The organism is Halorhabdus salina (genome assembly GCF_013839425.1).
Taxonomy (GTDB): Archaea; Halobacteriota; Halobacteria; order Halobacteriales; family Haloarculaceae; genus Halorhabdus; species Halorhabdus salina.
Genome location: NZ_JACDNP010000004.1, coordinates 79898 through 94921 on the forward strand (window position 1 = coordinate 79898; position 15024 = coordinate 94921).

At 64.0% G+C, this 15024-nt stretch carries 18 protein-coding genes; 11 read left to right on the forward strand and 7 right to left on the reverse strand.

Annotation, left to right across the window (positions count from 1 at the left end):
• Nucleotides 1–12 precede the first annotated feature (12 nt).
• Both HZR20_RS06825 and HZR20_RS06830 read left to right on the forward strand, forming a co-directional pair.
• Nucleotides 13–603 (forward strand): DUF7287 family protein, encoded by a 591-nt coding sequence (locus HZR20_RS06825; RefSeq protein ID WP_181685844.1) that lies wholly within the window; start codon nt 13–15, stop codon nt 601–603.
• On the forward strand, nt 603–1142 hold the full coding sequence (locus HZR20_RS06830) for a DUF7288 family protein (protein ID WP_181685845.1): 540 nt from the start codon (nt 603–605) through the stop codon (nt 1140–1142). The genes HZR20_RS06825 and HZR20_RS06830 overlap by 1 nt, the downstream gene beginning before the upstream one ends.
• Here HZR20_RS06830 and HZR20_RS06835 read toward each other — a convergent pair.
• The gene (locus HZR20_RS06835) at nt 1106–1594 is read right to left on the reverse strand and encodes a DUF7289 family protein (RefSeq protein WP_181685846.1); all 489 of its coding nucleotides are present in this window, start codon (nt 1592–1594) and stop codon (nt 1106–1108) included. The genes HZR20_RS06830 and HZR20_RS06835 overlap by 37 nt on opposite strands.
• A 298-nt stretch (nt 1595–1892) precedes the next feature.
• Here HZR20_RS06835 and HZR20_RS06840 point away from each other — a divergent pair, with 298 nt between their 5' ends.
• From HZR20_RS06840 to HZR20_RS06855, 4 genes are read left to right on the forward strand one after another with little or no spacing between them, the layout of a single operon-like run.
• On the forward strand, nt 1893–2357 hold the full coding sequence (locus HZR20_RS06840) for a 30S ribosomal protein S15 (protein WP_181685847.1): 465 nt from the start codon (nt 1893–1895) through the stop codon (nt 2355–2357).
• Nucleotides 2358–3479, forward strand: a complete 1122-nt coding sequence (locus tag HZR20_RS06845; protein ID WP_181685848.1) for a recombinase RecJ — start codon at nt 2358–2360, stop codon at nt 3477–3479. It begins immediately after the preceding gene.
• The gene (locus HZR20_RS06850) at nt 3472–3717 is read left to right on the forward strand and encodes a KEOPS complex subunit Pcc1 (RefSeq protein ID WP_181685849.1); all 246 of its coding nucleotides are present in this window, start codon (nt 3472–3474) and stop codon (nt 3715–3717) included. The genes HZR20_RS06845 and HZR20_RS06850 overlap by 8 nt, the downstream gene beginning before the upstream one ends.
• Entirely contained in the window at nt 3710–4330 is a 621-nt protein-coding gene (locus HZR20_RS06855; protein WP_181685850.1) for a 30S ribosomal protein S3ae, read from the forward strand. Before HZR20_RS06850 ends, HZR20_RS06855 begins: the two co-directional genes overlap by 8 nt.
• A 111-nt stretch (nt 4331–4441) precedes the next feature.
• Here the strand turns inward: HZR20_RS06855 and HZR20_RS06860 are convergent, their stop codons facing one another.
• The 5 genes from HZR20_RS06860 to HZR20_RS06880 all read right to left on the reverse strand — a co-directional run bounded on the left by HZR20_RS06860 (nt 4442) and on the right by HZR20_RS06880 (nt 7597).
• Nucleotides 4442–4774 (reverse strand): hypothetical protein, encoded by a 333-nt coding sequence (locus HZR20_RS06860; RefSeq protein ID WP_181685851.1) that lies wholly within the window; start codon nt 4772–4774, stop codon nt 4442–4444.
• Between the two features lie 198 nt (nt 4775–4972).
• On the reverse strand, nt 4973–5638 hold the full coding sequence (gene msrA, locus HZR20_RS06865) for a peptide-methionine (S)-S-oxide reductase MsrA (protein ID WP_181685852.1): 666 nt from the start codon (nt 5636–5638) through the stop codon (nt 4973–4975).
• 66 nt (nt 5639–5704) lie between these two features.
• Nucleotides 5705–5998 (reverse strand): hypothetical protein, encoded by a 294-nt coding sequence (locus tag HZR20_RS06870; protein WP_309484903.1) that lies wholly within the window; start codon nt 5996–5998, stop codon nt 5705–5707.
• A gap of 80 nt (nt 5999–6078) precedes the next feature.
• Nucleotides 6079–6696 carry a class I SAM-dependent methyltransferase gene (locus HZR20_RS06875; protein ID WP_181685853.1) on the reverse strand — a complete coding sequence of 206 codons (618 nt, stop codon included), beginning with the start codon at nt 6694–6696 and terminating at the stop codon, nt 6079–6081.
• A gap of 478 nt (nt 6697–7174) precedes the next feature.
• Nucleotides 7175–7597, reverse strand: a complete 423-nt coding sequence (locus HZR20_RS06880; protein ID WP_181685854.1) for a plastocyanin/azurin family copper-binding protein — start codon at nt 7595–7597, stop codon at nt 7175–7177.
• A 125-nt stretch (nt 7598–7722) separates the two neighbouring features.
• Between HZR20_RS06880 and HZR20_RS06885 the strand changes: the two genes are divergently transcribed.
• The 5 genes from HZR20_RS06885 (at nt 7723) to HZR20_RS06905 (ending at nt 12984) form a co-directional block, all read left to right on the forward strand.
• On the forward strand, nt 7723–8433 hold the full coding sequence (locus HZR20_RS06885; protein ID WP_181685855.1) for a protein sorting system archaetidylserine synthase: 711 nt from the start codon (nt 7723–7725) through the stop codon (nt 8431–8433).
• Between the two features lie 99 nt (nt 8434–8532).
• Complete coding sequence (locus tag HZR20_RS06890) at nt 8533–9813, forward strand: HEAT repeat domain-containing protein (RefSeq protein ID WP_181685856.1); 1281 nt, start codon at nt 8533–8535, stop codon at nt 9811–9813.
• Nucleotides 9814–9821: 8 nt separating this feature from the next.
• Complete coding sequence (locus tag HZR20_RS06895; RefSeq protein ID WP_181685857.1) at nt 9822–10049, forward strand: hypothetical protein; 228 nt, start codon at nt 9822–9824, stop codon at nt 10047–10049.
• 57 nt (nt 10050–10106) lie between these two features.
• On the forward strand, nt 10107–11741 hold the full coding sequence (locus tag HZR20_RS06900; protein ID WP_181685858.1) for a phospholipase D-like domain-containing protein: 1635 nt from the start codon (nt 10107–10109) through the stop codon (nt 11739–11741).
• 46 nt (nt 11742–11787) lie between these two features.
• Nucleotides 11788–12984 (forward strand): ABC transporter substrate-binding protein, encoded by a 1197-nt coding sequence (locus HZR20_RS06905; RefSeq protein ID WP_181685859.1) that lies wholly within the window; start codon nt 11788–11790, stop codon nt 12982–12984.
• Between the two features lie 33 nt (nt 12985–13017).
• Here HZR20_RS06905 and HZR20_RS06910 read toward each other — a convergent pair whose 3' ends face one another.
• The gene (locus HZR20_RS06910; protein ID WP_181685860.1) at nt 13018–14940 is read right to left on the reverse strand and encodes a DHH family phosphoesterase; all 1923 of its coding nucleotides are present in this window, start codon (nt 14938–14940) and stop codon (nt 13018–13020) included.
• Between the last annotated feature and the right edge of the window lie 84 nt (nt 14941–15024).

Consider the following 15024-nt stretch of genomic DNA (forward strand, 5'->3'; position numbering starts at 1 on the left):
CCGTCGACGGCTGTGGGCGGCGAAAACCGAGCCATGTACAGTCAGCACTTCTGTTCGGCGACATCGTCGCGTTCACACAGTCGCGGACAGACAACGCTCGATTTCGCGTTCGGCATCAGTATTTTTCTGCTCGTGCTGGCCTTTGCCTTCACGTTCGTCCCGGGCATGCTCCAGCCGTTCGCCCAGGGAACCGACGCCGAGACGGTCGGTGCCAATCGAGCGGGGGACACACTCGCGGAAGGAATGCTCGGCGATCCAGCAACGCCGTACGTGCTCAACAAGACCTGTACCGTCGGGTTCTTCGATACCGGCGTCCCGACCGGCTGCCAGTACGACGGAGCCACGGCGACGGATCGACTGGCGATCGGCCCCTTCCAGGACGTCAACGTCACGCTCCAGGGCTCATTCTCGGGGCCTACATATCAAGTGCTATGCTGGAACGGCACGGCACTGGCAGAAGTTGGGTCACCGAACTGCGGGGCGGGAGATACACGACTGGCAACGGGTGAACCCGTTCCGGAGGGGTCCGTTCCGACAGTCACAGCCAGACGCGTCGTCTCTGTCGAGGGAACGACCGCCGTGATCCGGGTGGTGGTCTGGTGATGGCTCCGTCAGCCGATCGAGAGATCCAGCGACCACCCCGGCATGATGGCCGAGCCCAGGCCCACACGCTCGAGGGAATTATCGCAGGCTTGCTCGTGTTATCGAGCATCGGGTTTGCCCTACAAGTGACAGCCGTGACGCCGCTGTCGGCGAGTACGTCCAGTCAGCATATTCAGAACCAGCAGCGAGCGGCGGCGACCGGCGTACTCGCCTCGGCGGCAGAGAGTGGCGCGCTCGAACGGGCCGTCCTCTCCTGGAACGAGAGCGGGCCGTCGTTCCACGAGACGGGGCCGCGTGGCCGCTACGCCTCGGCACCGCCAAACGACTTTGGTGCGTTACTGACAGAGACCTTCGACCGCCGGAGCATCGCCTACAACGTCGATATCAGCTACGCCATTCCAGGGGGCGAACGACGACGAATACAGATGGTCTACCAGGGCGTGCCCAGTGACAGTGCGGTCCGGGCGAGCCGGCTGGTGACGCTGACTGCCGAGTTCGCGAGTCAGATGATGGGCAACGTCAACGTCGCCGAGCGGTAGTGAAACTCCGGCGGCGAGAGCATCAGACTGCCACCGTTTGCCCCCCGTCGCCAGACGCCACCGCCCTGATAAGCGATGTCCGTCTCGCCCGACTCGAAGACGAACGCCCCCAGCGATGCGTTATATATCGTCTCCGTCTGTTTCTCTTCGCTGTAATTGTAGTGGGTGATCTCGATCCGTCCGGCATCCGGTTGGACCTCGTAGGACCCCTCTCCCGTACCGAACGTGACCGACTGCGTATCGGCGTCCCCGAGGCCGACCAGTGCCGCCCGCGAGTCGAACAGCGTCATCGAATTGATCGCCCGCTCGACGCCGACCTGTTGCTGGGTGCCGTTCAGTGCCGTCGTGCCGACGACGCCCAGAATGGCCACGCCACTGACGATCAACCCGAGCAACAACGCCGTCCCGAGCACGTCCGACTGTGCACGCTTGTCGGCCCCGGGAAATATCATTACTGAGAATCCGTGATGGGCGGATATAAGTCGACTGGCCGTTGACGGCACGATCGTCTCACATCGGGCTTGTCATCGAATGTCGCCATCACCAAGTAGAAACCGTTTAGTGGCCAAGCGAGAACAGTTCGGTGGGAACACACGACCGCAAATCTGACTCGTCGCGCGGGCGTCGTTGACGCCTCAGGCCTCTTTCGCCGTGCGCGACTCGGGATTGCGGACGTGTCCGGCAGTTCGGGGTCTGAATGGGCCCGCGAACGGCCACACGTAGCGGTCTGTGTCGTTCCAATCTCAGACCATGGCACGAATGCATACACGCCGCCGTGGCTCGTCCGATTCGGACAAGCCCGTGGCAGACGATCCGCCGGAGTGGAGTGACGTGGACAGCGAGGCAATCGAAGAACGTGTCGTCGAACTCGCCGAACAGGGCCACAGCCCAAGCGAGATCGGCATCACGCTTCGGGACGAAGGCGTCCAGGGGACCCCGATCCCGGACATCTCGCTGGCCACTGGCAAGAAGGTGACCGAAATCCTCGACGAACACGACGCCGCGCCCGACATTCCGGAAGACCTCCGGAATCTGATGGAGCGGGCCGTTCGCCTCCGTGAGCACATGGAGGACAACCCCGTCGACCACCAGAACAAGCGCGCCTTGCAGAACACCGAGTCGAAGATCCGTCGCCTGGTAGACTACTACCGCGGCGACAAACTCGACGAGGAGTTTACCTACAGCTACGACGTCGCCACGGAACTCCTCGAATAGATGGCCACAACCGGTCGCCAGTCGCCAGCCACCGATGCCCTCGCCGCCAGCCTGCAGGAGGCCGGTCTCGTCCGGCTCGCCCCGGCAGCGACCGGTGACGGCGTCGCGGCTGCTGGCGTCCTCGCACAGGCCCTGACCGCGATCGACGTCCCGTTCCAGGTCAGCGTCGTAACTGACGACGCACCGACGCGGACCACCGAGGCAGATCTCGTGATTGGGCTCGATCGAACCAGTCCCGACGCCGACACGACACTCGGCGGGCAACAGGCAGCGAGCACAGCGGCGTTCGACGTCGCCCGGACGCTCGCTGGCGACCGTGCCGATCCAGCACTGGCTACCGCTGGGACCATCGTTGCAGGCACAGAACCAACGGAATCGCTTGCGGCGGCACTGGCCGAGACGGGCATCGAACGCCGACCGGGCGTTGCCGTCCCAACCGAAGACCTCGTCGATGGCCTCGCCCACTCGACGCTCGTCCACGCACCGTTCTCGGGCGATACCGAGGCAGTCCGGGACGTGCTGGGGACGACGACCGCACCCGAGGACGAAGAGACACGTCGCCGGGTTGCCTCGCGAGTAGCCCTGGAAACGATCGACGCCGACGCGGCGACATCGCAGGCAGCGACCGCCGTCGAGGGCGTTCTGCGCCCACACGCCGGCGGGCCGTTCGCGACGGTCGAAGGCTACGGGGATGTCCTCGACGCAGCAGTCCGGGAAGACCCGGGCACAGCCGTCGCACTCGCACTCGGGCACGACGTCCGAGAGGACGCCCTCGACGCCTGGCGAAGACACGCCAAGGATGCACACGAGGCGCTCAATGCAGCGACGATCCGGCGTCACGCCGGCCTCGTCGTGATTGAGGTCGACGGGCCGATCAGGACCGTCGCTCGTCTGCTGGGGGCATACCGCTCACCCGAGGCGCTTGCACTCGTCCAGAACGGCGACTCCATTGCACTCGCCGCCGCCGAGCAACGAGACGCCGCCGCCGTCCTCGAGGCGGCCACGGCGTCGTTCGATCTCTCGGGACGGGTAACTGGCGACGCCAACCTGGCGACCCAGCCGTACCCAGGCGATATCGACGCGCTCGTCGATGCCATCCGCGAGGTGATTCGGGATGCGTGAGCGACGGGCGACGATTACGACGACCCACGCGGACGCCGAGACGGCGACCCACCTCGCGAGGGCACTGGCACCGGACAACACCGACGAGATGGCAACGACGACCGACGGGGCGACCGTCGAGACGACGATCGAGCGGGCCACGACCGGTGGCCTCGCCGCGACCGTCGACGACTACGTGGTGAACCTCTCGGTCGCCGCCGACCTCACCGCAGACAGACACACCGACACCCATGAGTGAACGATCAGTATCACGACAACGACAGGAAAAGCAGTGGTACACCGTCCTCGCCCCGGAGGAGTTCGACCGGGCCGAGATCGGTGAGACACTGGCAGACGAACCGGATAAGGCGATCGACCGGACCATCGAGACGACGCTCGGTGACCTCCGGAACGACGCCGGCGAAAACAACACCAAGCTGACCTTCCGCATCCGTGAACTCGGCAGCGACACGGCCTACACTGAGTTCGTCAAGCACGAACTCACGCGGGACTACCTCCGCAGCCTCGTGCGCCGTGGCTCCTCGAAGGTCGAAGCCTACGTGACGGTCCTGACCACGGACGACTACCGTGTCCAGATCCAGCCCGTCGCCCTGACCACGAAGAAGGCCGACGCCAGCCAGGAGCAGGCCATCCGCGAACAGATGGTCGACATGATCGAGGACGCCGCCGAAGAACGCACTTTCGAGGACCTCATCGACAGCGTCGTCGAGGGTCGCCTCTCGAGTGCGATCTACAACGAAGCGACGACGATCTACCCGCTTCGCCGCGTCGAGATCCAGAAGGCGACGCTGGAAGCCCTCCCCGAAGAGGTCGCCGAGGAACAAGAGACCAGCGTCGCAGTCGACGAATAGTCGCGCTGGATTCGCTTTTCGATACGTGTCATAGACTATCCACAGCAGATTTGCTGCGGTGCAACCAAGAGATAATGACCGTCTGTGGCAATACCGCGCCGCGACGACGGATCAGCTATACCGGGTCGCGACCCAATCGATGATCACGCCGTAGGCCACTCCGGCGAAGAAACTCGGCCAGTCACGGAACTCGCTCGTGAACGTGATCGCCGCAGTCACGACGAGTCCCAAGAGGAGTCCCCTAACGAACACATTGTACTTCGAATCGACGAGCCGGAGCCCGCCCGCCAGTCCGATCACGAGCCCCATGACGACGCGATTGTACCACATCGAGAAGAGGAATAGTTCGTTACCGTCGAACCCGATTCGCAACCCGACCCCAAAGATGCAGAAAACTCCCAGAAATGCCCCCATGAAGATCCCGATGACAAGTCGTTTGTTCATAATAAATCATTTGTCGGATTCCAGATAAACATTCGCCTCGTTGCTCCTGCCTGGAGTGCCCGAGCGTCCATCGACTTCCACCGCTGTTTCGTCGAGACACAGCACAAGCAGTGCTCGATGCGGGCGTGGATCGTCCCCGAATGCCGACCATCGAGAACGACGTCCCGGTCGGACCGATTCGAGGGGGTGCGAGAACTCTCAGAGTCGCCGTCGCACCTCGTCGATGACAGTCGGTGACAGGTCGAGTGTCGCCAAGAGGTCGCGCTGCTGGTCCTCGCTGCCGTAGCCGGCGGCGAAGCCGTTGAGGCGGGCGGCAACCGTCGAGGCAGTGAAAGCATCGCCATACAGGTCCTCGAGTTCGTCGGCGACCACTGGCAGCGTCCGTAGTTCGTACTTCTGGTGGTAGTCTTCGGCGGGATAGAACTGCTCGAGTGGCTCGACACTGGTCTCGACCGACTGTCCGGTTCGATCCGCGAGCGCATCTCGCGAGCGTTCGGCCACCTCCCGCTGTGTGTCGTCGTGGGTGAAGATTACACCACGATATTGGCGTTTCCGGGAACGCGTCCAGTCGTGGTTCGCCCAGACGACCTCCAGCAGGTCGGCAAAGCTCCATATCTCGGGATCGTATTCTATCTGGACAACTTCGGTGTGGTCGCCCAGAGCGTAGTAGGTCGGATCCGGTGCGGTGCCGCCCGCGTAGCCCACTCGCGTCCGGACAATGCCCGCTTTGGCCCCGAACAGCGCGTCAGGACCCCAGAAACAGCCCATGCCCAACGTCGCCGTTTCAGTTTCCGCGGGCCCCAACGCTTCGGCATCACGGGTCAGCGTCGTCGCCTGGTTGGCGGGCAATGCGATCCGGGACATACCCGTTTCAGTATCCGATGGCCAATGGGCTTGTCGCCGTCTCGCGTCAATCTCCAGCGGCGGTCATTATTTCTGGAGGCGATCAGCGAGTTCCGCTGCGGCCGTCAGGTGGTCGTTCGCCGTCGGATCGTCGATATCGTCGACCTCCGCCAGCAGCGATGCGATGTCGGCCGCCCGCTTCCTGACAAGGTCCGGATCGTCCGGTGCCGTGCGGAGGTCGGCCGCGAGTGCCTGTGCCTCGCCGATCCACCGGTTCGCTGTCCGATCAAGCGGTCGCTCGGCCGTCCCAGCCAGATGATCGTGGAGTTCCTCGACGGCCCGCCGCCGCTCGTCGTCGGCGTCGATCGGAGAGGCTGTCACACTCTCAAACAGGGCTCGGGGCCGCAAAAGCGGTGGGGCCGGGACGCCATCGTCCCTCGGGCGACGATACGCAACCGATCTCAAGGCGTTCCGAACGCACGGATCGTATCGGGCTTGCCGGGCTTGCTGAGCAGTTGCTCGGCACCGAGATCAGTGAAGACCCGCCCCCAGTCCCGGCGATAGATCGGAAACTCGCCGTCGGCAGAGTTGACTGTCCCGTCGGTGTCGCCCCCGTCAGAATCGGGACCCTCGTTCTCGACGGTCACGAGCAGGTCCCCGGCAATGCGGACGAGTTCCCCGAACACCCACTCGTCGTCTGGATGGACGTGCTGGAGCGTCTCGACCGCGTAGACGACGTCGAAGGCATCGTCAGGAAACTCGGGGACGACGTCTTCGATCGCGCCCGCATAGAACGTCCCCGCGTCGGTGAGCGCCGGGAAGGAGTCGGCCATCACTTCGAAGGCGTCGTCGTTGATGTCGATCCCCGTGAGACCGTCGAATCCGTTCTTCCGAAGGTGTGCCAGATGTCGCCCGGAGCTACAGCCGATTTCGAGGACCGACGCGTCCCTGTCGCTGTAGTGATCGAGCAACGTCACGAGGCTGTTACTCACCTTGTTTGGCCCGAGTTCCGCGTAGTACGCCGGCGAAAACTCACCGGTTCGCTCGGCCCATCCCTGACGGTTGCTCGACGGATCCATACGACAATGAGGCGGGCAGGACGGTAAACCTCGTCGTCGTTCGCTCGTATCGAGAGTTCGTTCGCTTCGCTCACTCACTCTCGCGTATCTCACGGTTCCCTCCGGTCACCGTTCGCTCACTCCGAGGTCTCCGAAAATCGGAGATTTTCGAGATCTCGAGACGGCTGAGCCGTCTCGGCTGAACTCGCTCCCGTTGGTCGCTGCGTCCTTGCTGCTCGCGGCTCGTTCCACTCACCGCTCGCTTGTTCCGAGAGTTCGTTCGCTTCGCTCACTCACTCTCGCTGCTCACGGCTCGTTCCACTCACCGCTCGCATGGTCCGAGACATCGTTCGCTTCGCTCACTCACTCTCGCTGCTCACGGCTCGTTCCACTCACCGCTCGCATGGTCCGAGACATCGTTCGCTCCGCTCACTCCGTCTCGCTGCTCACGGCTCGCTCCGCTCACCGCTCGCTTGTTCCGAGAGTTCGTTCGCTTCGCTCACTCACTCTCGCTGCTCACCACTATCGTCCCTGCCATCCCATCGGCCTCGTGTGGAATACACACGTAGGGATACGCCCCAGGCTCCTCGAAGGTGTGCGTATATGTCCCTCCGGAGTAAATCGCCCCGCCACCCGATTCGAACCAGTCCTCGCGGGCCGCCTCCTCGTTGTCGTACTCGCCGGAGGCAAAGTACGCCGCGCCGTCGGGCACCGACGCGTCGTAGGCTGTGACGGTGTGGGCGCGGGCACTCGTGTTCTTCCAGACGACCGTCGTCCCCGGGTCGACGCGGTACTCCTTGGGAAGAAATCGCGAGTCGGACATGCCAATGTCGTAGTCACCACTGTCGTCCCCGAGGGCGAGACAGCCCGACAGCCCGATAGCGAGGGCACCTCCAGTCGCGAGGAACGCGCGTCTGTCCATCATCCGGGTTTCGGACGGGATCGACAAATGCCCCCCGGTTGCCGTTGGGATCGCCGACGCTATCGACGGGGCCCAGCCATCGACGGATCGAACGGACTAAGACCGACCTCGCCAACGGCACGGATATGGACCTTCGGCCGCGCTTTCTGGGTCGGCTCGGGCCGGCCGACATCGTGACGGTCGTCAACGCCCTCGTCGGGTTCGCGGCGGCCGTCCTCGCACCGTTCGAGCCGCGACTGGCTGCACGGCTCATTCTCCTGGCAGCCATCGCCGACGGCCTCGACGGCCTGGTCGCCCGACGGTACGGCTCGACACCCGTCGGTGAGTTCGTCGACTCCCTGGCCGATGCGGTCTCCTTTGGCGTCGCCCCCGCGGCGATGGTCGTCGGCCTCGCCCGCATCCAATGGGGAAACGGCGGGGAACTGCTAGGAATCGCCGACCCGCTTCATCTCACTGCAGCTGTGGGAATCCCCGCACTTGTCGTCGCCGCGGCGGTCGTCCGCCTGGCGATGTACACCGCCTACGACATCGGCGCACGAACGACCGAGGGCGTCCAGACGACCCTCGCAGCGACTGTCCTTGCGGCGGCGACGCTCGCTGGGGATCTCCGGGTCGCCTGGGTCTTGCTTGCCAGTTTCGTCCTCGCGTATCTGATGGTCACGCGGATCCCCTACCCCGATCTCCGGGAACGGGACGCGCTGACGATGGGCGTCGTTCAGGCCGGTGCGGTCCTGGCCCCCGCCGTCTTCTATCGGGTCCTCCCACGGGCGTTGCTGGCCGCCGCACTCGCGTATCTCCTGCTCGCGCCGTGGCTGTACCCGCGCGTCGAGTCGTGACTTACACTGGAGTATACAGCGCCGGTGAGGCGTGTCCAGCCGCAGTGTTGGATTGCAGGAAGGGAAACGCTCTTGCCCGAGAGCGCCGCACATCGAGTCATGAGCGACGAGGACAGCGAAGCCGACGGGGACGGCGACGCGGGCGACGAAATCGAGGCCGAGCCGGGAACGGTCGCGTTCTTCGCGGAACGGCTGGACACAGCCGAGACAGATCTCGAAGCGGCCGAGACCGAGGCTGATCTCGACGACATTGAGGCGACGCTCACTGACATCGAGGCCGATCTCGAAGACGCGGAGCTGCCTGAACCCGACGAAGAAGACGAAGACGACCCGCGGGAGGAACTGGAATCACGGCTGTCGGACCTCCGTGACAGTATCGAGGAGCAGCGTGGCCCGTACGTCGAGACCGTCGCCGAACACGTCGAGACTGCGGGGGCCACCGCCGCCGACACCCGCTGGACCGACGATGGCGAGACGCAGGTGCTCGATGCAGTCGAGGCCTTCCGCGAGGCTGTCGCCGAGCACGTCGACGTGGCCGATGCCGACTCGGTCGAGGCGGCCGGCGACGCACTCTCGGACGCGAGCGGCGTCATCGCCGACCTCGATCTCGATCCTGACGAGGACAGTGACGCCATCGCGACGCTACTTGAGGCGGCCGAGACACTGAACGACGATCTGGAGGCTGGCGAAGGGTACGACGATCTGTCCGTCCGCGAGAAGCTCACGTTCGAAGGCTTCTACGAGGTCATCGAGGGAGACCATCAAAAGGACTATCCGCCAGAACTGAATGCTGTCCTCGTCTGGGAGAAACGCTACAAGGAAAGCCGAGACCCCGACGACGTCGAGCCGATTCTGCTGGCACTTGAGCTCCTGGGTTCGGAGTTCATGGAAGAGAACATCCTCGACACGTTCGAGCGGATCGCCCCGCCCGAGGCCTACGAGGCGGTCGAGCAGCGAGCGAGTAAGCGAGATAAACGGGCCGTCAGCGTTCTGGGAAAGATCGGTGACGAACGAGCCGTCGAGACGCTCGTCGACTTCATCGACGGCGACGGCGACCCTGCGCTCCAGCGCGTCACCCTGCAAGCACTGGGTGAGATCGGGAGCCACGAGGCCACGCAAGCGGTCGCAAACCGCCTCGCAGCCGACACCGACAGCGTCCGAAGCACGGCAGCGCGGGCGCTGGGCCTGCTTGGGGACACCCGAGCGATCGAGCCCCTCGCCGATGTCCTGGCTGAGGACGATGCAGACGAAGTGCGGGCCAGCGCGGCGTGGGCACTCAACCGGATCGGCACCGAGCGGGCACTGGAAATCGCCGCCGAGTACGCGGACGACCGGGCCTACGTGGTCCAGGTCGAAGCCGAGAACGCCGCGGGGGTGTAGGGGAGCCCGTGCGCGACGAACTGAGAACGGTCTATGACCACCTCGATCGTCGCCTGCGAGCGTGGCGACGAACGCGCCCGCTCGTCTGGGCACTGTTCTACGGGGGAATCCCCGGAATCTGTTTCGCCGCGACGCTCACAGCGCTCGGACAGTCGCCGTTCCGGGCTGGCTGGCAAGGACTACTGTTCGGTATCGTCTTCGCTGGATTGAGCACCTGGACAACACGTGACGACTGAGTCCGTCTGTTCAAATAGGTGACCGCAGCCAGTCCCCGTGTGTCCAGGGGGCTGGCCATGCTGGTGGTGGTGGTTCTCTTGCTCGCGAGCGGTGCAGTCGTTGCTGGCGCGCAACCCGAACCTACGGGAGTCGAAATCGTCACAATCTATCCCAATCCGGTGGCCCCCGACGACGCGGGCGAGTACGTCGTCCTCTCGGTGCCCCCGGAGACGAACCTGACCGGCTGGACACTGTCGGACGATCACAAAACAGTCGAGCTGCCGAACGTGACGGTGTCAGGTGAAATCGCCCTCTCGATGAATCCGGATCTAGTCCGAAACCGCACCGATGCGACAGTATTTGAACTCGACGACCACGTAGCATTCGCCAACAGTGGCGAGAACGTGACCCTCAGCGATGGAGACCGGATTCGGGCCCGTCTCAGCTATACGGACGCGCCTGAGGGACGGGTCGGCCACGTCGATAATGGCACGCTCACCTGGCGGTCGCTCGGGAAGACAGACTTTCCTGTCCGGACGGCCGGCCCCGGGCAGGTACGGACGTTCGTGTTCCCCGATGCGGGTGGGCTGCCGAATGACCTACTGCGGAGCGCCGACGATCGCGTCCTTCTGGCGGGATACACGTTCAGCTCTCGAAAGGCCACTGCGGCGCTGATCGCCGCCGAGAAGCGAGGCGTGGACGTCCGTGTGCTGCTTGAAGGCGGGCCAGTTGGCGGGATGACGGCCAGCCAGGCACGGCTCCTCGATCGGCTGGTCGCCGCAAACGTCTCCGTTCGGGTCGTCGACGGGCCGTATGCACGCGTCGATCACCATCACGCCAAGTACGCCGTCGTCGACGACCGCGCGGTCGTCCTGACCGAGAACTGGAAACCGGCCGGTACCGGCGGACGGTCCTCACGGGGCTGGGGGGTCGTGCTCACCCAACCAGAGATGACGGCCGCACTCGTTTCGACGTTCCAGGCAGACGCCGGCTGGCGAGACGCCGTGGCCTGGGAGCAGTTCAGGAGTGATCTCTCGGGTGCGGACAGCGAGAAGGCAACCCAGACATTCCAGCAGCGATACCGACCACGGACGTTCAGGGTGAGAAACGCGTCGATACTGCTCGCGCCCGAAAACGCAGAAACGGCCGTCATCAACCGTCTCGACGCCGCAACGGAATCGATTCACGTCATCCAGGTCAGTGTCGGTGGGCCCGACCAGTCGTTCGTCCGGGCGTTGAAACGGGCAGCCACGCGAGGGGTAGCGGTCCGACTCCTGCTCTCGCGTGCCTGGTACGCCCGCGAGGACAATCGAGCTGTCGCCGACTCGCTTGCAACCTGGGCAAACCGACACGATGCACCGCTATCAGTCAGACTAGCCCGGCCACGCGACCGCTTCGAGAAGATACACGCGAAAGGCGTGATCGTCGACGGCGAGGAAGTACTCGTCGGCAGCCTCAACTGGAACGACCACTCGGCCCGACAGAATCGAGAGGTCGTGATCGCTCTGGACGGGAACGGACCGGCTCAGTATTACGATCGTGTCTTCCGTGAGGATTGGCAGGCCGCCATCTGGCGAGTGACGGCTGGCCTACTCGTCGCTGTCTTGGCCATCCTCTCAGTCGCTGGGATCGTCGGGCGGCGTATCGCCTTTCAGGCCAGCCCGAACCCGCAAGCGCCCGCAGACGATCACGAGTGCAGTTCTCCTGTTTGATACTGTCACACGCAAGTTAACCGCGTTCCGCTCGTAAGCGTGGGAGATGGGCTCTGCACCGCAAAAAGAGAGAGAATCTTGCCAAGATACCCTCGAAGTCGCACATTTCTTCGGCGAAGGAGACGGCCGGAACGCCTTCGATAGACTACTAGAAGACTGTCAAGGCAGGCATTCGTCCATCTCGATCACCGAGCAGGTCTACAGCAACAACGCCCACGACCTGAATGTCAAGAGTCGGTTCCTGCGAAAGGACCCACCGGACGTGTTCTTCGAGTGGCCAGGGAGCAACCTCGATCCGTACTACCGAGCCGGCGCGCTACTCGATCTAACCGAAATGTGGGAGACAAACGGCCTCAAAGAGGCGTTTATCGATGGCCCGCGAAAGAAAGTCACCTTCGATGGGGACATCGTGGGCGTGCCCTTCGACATCCACCGGAAGAACAACCTGTTCTACAACGTTGAACTCGCCGAACAGCGCGGGATCAACCCCAGCCGTATCGACGATCCACGCGAGTTGCTCGAAGTGCTCGAACAGCTCGCGGAGGGGAGTAGCATCGTCGGCCTCGAACAGCCGATGAAAAACCCCTGGACGGTGTTGCAGTTGTGGTCTCAGATCCTCATCGGTCAGTTCGGTGCCTCGGCCTACCGCGAAGTGACTGAAGGCGACGCACGGAGCCACGAACGCGAGATCGAAGCGTCCCTCCAGATTCTCGACGGCTACATCGGCCTCGCTCGCGAACACTCCAGTTTCCTCGGCATGGTCGAAGCCAACGAGCGCTTTATCGACGGCCAGTCGGTGTTTTTCCACCAGGGTGACTGGGTCGCCGGCGCCTACGACGACGTCGAGGGATTCGACTACCAATCAGACTGGGGCCACGTCCCGTTCCCCGGAACCGACGGCGTCTACGTCATGGCAATGGACGCCGTCGTCGCCGGTGCCGGCAGTGGCAAAGAAGCAGACGCAAAGACGTTCCTGGAGTTCGTCGCCTCACCACAGGCCCTCGAAGCCGTCAATCGAATCAAAGGGTCGATCCCGCCGCGCCGGGACATCAGTCTCGACCAGTACCCACCCTTCCTCCAGAACCAGTACGATAACTTCAAACAAGCCCGTGATCACCCCGGCGGCAACAAATCCCAGGTCCCAGCCGAGGCGTTCATGGACGCACGATCCGCCTTCGCGGCGTTCGTCGAGCAGCGGGACGTCCAGGCGACGACGCGGGAGTTGATCGAGGCCTACGGATAATCGAACAGCGACGTCGCGGCCGCTGAGCCCATCTTAAACGCCGTCAGGCAATGCCGCGGAACTGTGGAGTTCCTCGTCGATCTCTGCGGCCGCCATCTTCTCGATCAGCGCACCAAGGACGGCTTCGCGTTTGCCTTCGACGAACTTGATCGACCCGACGACGAGGTGACCGCCGCCGCTGACGCCGCCGCCCGGGACGTCCTCACGGAGCTGTTCGACCATCTCCGGGATGTCAAGCCGAACGCCATCGCTTCGCAGGACGGCGAAGTCCGGCCCGTACCCGATCGTGATGACCGGGTCGTCGGTCTCCTCGACCTTGCGATCGTGGATCGTGCCAGTGGTCTTGCCCGGTGCCGGGTAGGTGAACCGGCGGGCGGCGTTCTCGACGTCGATCTGATAGAGTGCCGCGCCGTTGTCCAGTGACTCGTGTTCGACGTGGTCCATCGCGGCATCGAGCTGGTCCTCGACGTCCCGTTCGGCTCGTGTGGCGAGGAAGTCGACGATCTCTTCGTGACGCATGCGGTCGTCGCAGTCGACGTTCAACACGTCGGTGATCAGCGGGTCGCCGGCGCTGTAGCGCAGCCAGTGGGTCGCGTAGTCGAGTGCTTCGCCCACGGACCGAAGGTCTGCCGGTTCGTAGCCCGCGTCGGCGGCGAGATCGAGATAGGCGTCCATCGTGTCGGCTTCCGAGCGGTCGGCCAAGCCGGCCACGGCGGGGACGTGCTGGAGCTCGTCGGTCAACGAGGGATCGATCATCCGGGCGAGTTCGACGCTAAGCATGCCCGTCGTGATCCGGTAATCCTCGCCGTGGAGGTACGGGTTGACGTGAGCGTCGACAAGTCCCTCGACGGCCTCGGGATCCGGATGGTGATGGTCGATGACGACGATCGGCACGTCGTAGTGGGCGAGGTTCCGGTAGGCCGGCGTGTCCTCTTCGGTCGAGCCGTTGTCAAGCATGACCAAGAGTGGGAGCTGCTGACCGTGCCGTTCGCGACTCTCCAGGGCGTGATTGAGGTCACGCGTCACGTCTTCCATCTCGTAGTAGGGCGCTTTCGAGGGTAACCGTTTGAGGAGATGCCGAGCGGCGTCGCCGTCGGCGTAGACGTCCTCGACCATGTTCTCGATGGCGACCGCGAGCGGAACACTGGCACAGAGGCCATCACCGTCGGCGTGATGGCGCATCCGGATCGGCCGGCCTTCGAGGACGGCTTTCCGGAGCTGTCGAGCGACACCCTCGAGCTCCTCGAGGAGCGGATCGAGAGCCGGCCAGTCGATGAGCGGTTCGACATCGTGTGGCTCGGCCGCCTCGGCGATCGTGGCGTCTAAGTGGTCCTGAAGATCCTCGGCAGCCTCGCCGTCGAGAACGTCCAGAGACTCGACCTCGATCTGGTGGCTGCCCTCGCGTTCCTCGACGCGGCCCCGGACGGCGACGAGGTCACCGATCTCCACATCGGGGTAGGCACGCACGCCGGCTTGCTCGAAGGCCGCACAGGGGACGATGCGATCGCCATCCCGGACCTGGAAGATCGTCGGGCCGCCGGTCTGACGGACCTGGACGATCTCCCCATCGAGACGGACTGATTCGCCGACCTGTGCTTCGAGATCGTCGCCGTTGATGCCGTTGTCGTGGTCGACGGCGACCGTCCGGTAGTCGGTCGGCCGCCGCTCGGCGAAGGCCAGATCGCCGTTCTCCCGGACCGTTTCGAGCTCGACGATGAGTTTGTCACCACGGTCGTAGCCCCCCTGGAGATTCGACTCGTGGACCAGGCCGGAGACTTCCTCGGAGAGATCGACGAAGACGCCGTACTCGACGACGCCGTTGACTGTCGCGTGATACATCGCCCCTTCCTCGACGTCCTCGAAGGGGCAGCGAGGATCAAGATCGTAGACGACTGGCCGGTCGTCGGCCGACTGTTCGGCCCCACCGTTGCCGTCGTCAAGAGATCCGTCGGACATGTTAAAGGTAAATCGGCGTCGTTTCCGTTTCAACCTTTGGAAACGCGGCTGGAGCGGCCTTCGAGACCGTCTCCGCGACCGCGA